The following is a 2,539-nucleotide window of genomic DNA, read 5'->3' on the forward strand; positions in this document are numbered from 1 at the left end:
TTCGCCATGAAGTGGTCTGCCCCCATCGTTCAAGAAGTTTGCGTCGGCATGGAAGTCACCAGCTATGAGTCCGCTGAGATCGATACCTTCAACTAAGGTTCGATCGGCTGACAGGCTGATGGGGCGGTACCCGTGAGGGTGCCGTCCTTTTTCGTGGACGCCTCCAAACACGAAAGGCCGGATCGCAAGGATGCGATCCGGCCTTTCGTGGTTTCGAGCTGATTCTACCGAGTCGCCGCAGGGTACGGTTAAAGGCGGTAGCGGATCTGATCCGTCCAGAAACGCTCGAGCCGGCCGAGGGCGAGGTTGAGGCGACCGAAATCGTCGTCCGAGATGCCGCCGATCGGCTGGATCGTGCGGGCGTGCTTGTCGTAGAGCGCCTGGATGATGTCGTGAACCTGGCGGCCCTTGTCGGTGAGGCTGATGCGCACGGAGCGCCGGTCCGTCTTCGAACGGGCATGATGGAGGTAGCCGGCCTCCACGAGTTTCTTGACGTTGTAGGAGACGTTGGAGCCGAGATAGTAGCCCTTGGTGCGCAGCTCGCTCGCCGTCAGTTCCTTGTCGCCGATGTTGTAGAGCAGCAGGGCCTGGACGCTGTTGACGTCCTCGCGGTCGCGGCGCTCGAACTCATCCTTGATGACGTCGAGTAGGCGGCGGTGAAGGCGCTCCACGAGGTGCAGGGCTTCCAGGTAAGACCCGGTCGAAGTGCCGGCATCGGAAGACGGAGTGCTGTCGACGACTTTGATGCTCTGGGACTTCATGGGGTGCCTCACGAGAGTTCTTGTGTCGGGCACCGGGTTGTTCGGCACCGCTCATGAAGCGAACCTACGGGGACGCAGATGAAAGTCGATTTAAGCGATACGATGAATTTGCAATTTACCTCTGTAGGTAAACGCAAGATGAAACGAACATTGTAAGGTTTGATTCACCGGTTCTCGTTGGCCGCCAGTGAAGACAAGATGAAGTAGATCACGACAGTACTGCCTTGTATCGCAACGAGTGGCGTCGACATCGCAAGCAATTGCGGCGTCAATAGCGTCAGCGTCAGGGCGCTCGTGGCGGCCAGCAACCAGACGACGCCGCCCCAGGCGCTGGTGAGCCACAGACCCACCGCCGCCGTGAAGTCGATCACCGAGAAATAGACGATGACAGCCTGGCGCCCGAAGGGCTCGGTCTCGAATGGCGCCGCCTCCGGCCACACGTCGAGGATTCGCGCCCAGGACCAGACGCCCTTGGCGAGCCACAGCATCGCCGTGAGCCGCATGAACCAGACCAGCACCACGTCCCAACCCGTCTGATGGGCGGGTACGGCCCGCTCGATACGGTCTCCGCCCCGATCGCCACCTCGGGCTTGGCGGGCAGGGCTCAGTTTGCTCAGTCCCTTCACGACGTCACCGCTCCCTCATCGGATTCATGTCCGGCTCCGGGCCCTCGAGGGGCGCGAAGTCGGCCGCGATGGCCGCCGGATCGATCTCGTCGAGCCGGGCGGGCGACCATGCGGGCCGGCCGTCCTTGTCGACGATCACCGACCGGACACCCTCATAGAAGTCGTGGGCCGCCATCGTCCTGATGGCGAGGCGGTATTCGAGGCGTTGCGCCTGCGCAAAATCGAGATCCGCGCCGCGACGCATCTGCTCGTGAGCGATCATCAGGCTTCTGGGTGAGCGCGTCCGCATCAGGGCGGCGGTCTCGGCGGCGAATGCCAAATCGGGCGCCGCCCGGTCGAGGCGATGAAGGATCTCCGTGACTGAATCGCCGGAGAACGCGTCCTCGATGAGGCGGCGTGCCTCGGGCACCAGATCCGGCGCGGGCGGAGTCGCCCCGTGAGCCGCGATCGCTTCCCCGACGTCGCCGCCCTCGCAGAGGCGCGCGGTGATCGCGTCGAAATCCGCCGCGGCCGCGTAATGGGTGGCGAGCCCGAGATCGAGCGCGTCGCCCGCACCGATCCTGGCACCCGTCAGCGCCAGATAGGTCCCGGCGCGTCCGGGCAGCAGCGGCAGCGCGTAGGTCGTCCCGACATCGGGGAAGAAACCGATCCCGACCTCCGGCATCGCGAAGGCGTAGCGCTCCGAGGCGACGCGATGGCTCCCATGCAGGGAGATGCCGACGCCGCCGCCCATGACGAATCCCTCGATGAGGGCGATGTAGGGTTTCGGAAAGCGGCGGACGGCAGCATCGAGCTGGTACTCCCCGAGCCAGAACTCGCTCACCTCGTCGTGCCGCCCGGCTCGGGCGAGCTCGTAGACCTGCCGGATGTCGCCACCGGCGCAGAAGGCCCGGCCGCCCGCGCCACGGATCACGACGCGGGTCACGGCATCGTCGGCTTCCCACGCGTCGAGTTGCGCGTGCAGGGCCCGCATCATGGGGAGTGACAGCGCATTGAGGGTTTTCGGGCGGTTCAGGGTCACGAGCCCCGCCATGCCCCGCTGCGCGAACAGGATTTCCGGCTCCGACCCATCCGTCATCGGCATCTCTCCTTGCGGTGCCGCTTAGACGAAGTCCGGGTCTCCGGGTCAATTGCCTTGGCTGCAGCCTGCCT

The 2,539-nt window shown here is 64.7% G+C and carries 4 protein-coding genes; 1 reads left to right on the top strand and 3 read right to left on the bottom strand.

What is annotated here, in order from left to right; all coding sequences use genetic code 11:
- Positions 1-6: 6 nt before the first annotated feature.
- On the top strand, positions 7-96 hold the full coding sequence (gene pqqA, locus ACFE7U_RS11790) for a pyrroloquinoline quinone precursor peptide PqqA (RefSeq protein WP_109951178.1): 90 nt from the start codon (positions 7-9) through the stop codon (positions 94-96).
- 152 nt (positions 97-248) lie between these two features.
- Here the strand turns inward: pqqA and ldtR are convergent, their stop codons facing one another.
- From ldtR to ACFE7U_RS11805, 3 genes are all read right to left on the bottom strand, one after another.
- On the bottom strand, positions 249-761 hold the full coding sequence (gene ldtR / locus ACFE7U_RS11795) for a transcriptional regulator LdtR (protein ID WP_375409918.1): 513 nt from the start codon (positions 759-761) through the stop codon (positions 249-251).
- Positions 762-925: 164 nt separating this feature from the next.
- Positions 926-1,387, bottom strand: a complete 462-nt coding sequence (locus ACFE7U_RS11800) for a DUF6163 family protein (protein ID WP_375409919.1) — start codon at positions 1,385-1,387, stop codon at positions 926-928.
- 4 nt (positions 1,388-1,391) lie between these two features.
- Entirely contained in the window at positions 1,392-2,465 is a 1,074-nt protein-coding gene (locus tag ACFE7U_RS11805; RefSeq protein ID WP_375409920.1) for an enoyl-CoA hydratase/isomerase family protein, read from the bottom strand.
- Positions 2,466-2,539: the final 74 nt, after the last annotated feature.

Source organism: uncultured Methylobacterium sp. (genome assembly GCF_964251405.1).
Lineage (GTDB): Bacteria > Pseudomonadota > Alphaproteobacteria > Rhizobiales > Beijerinckiaceae > Methylobacterium.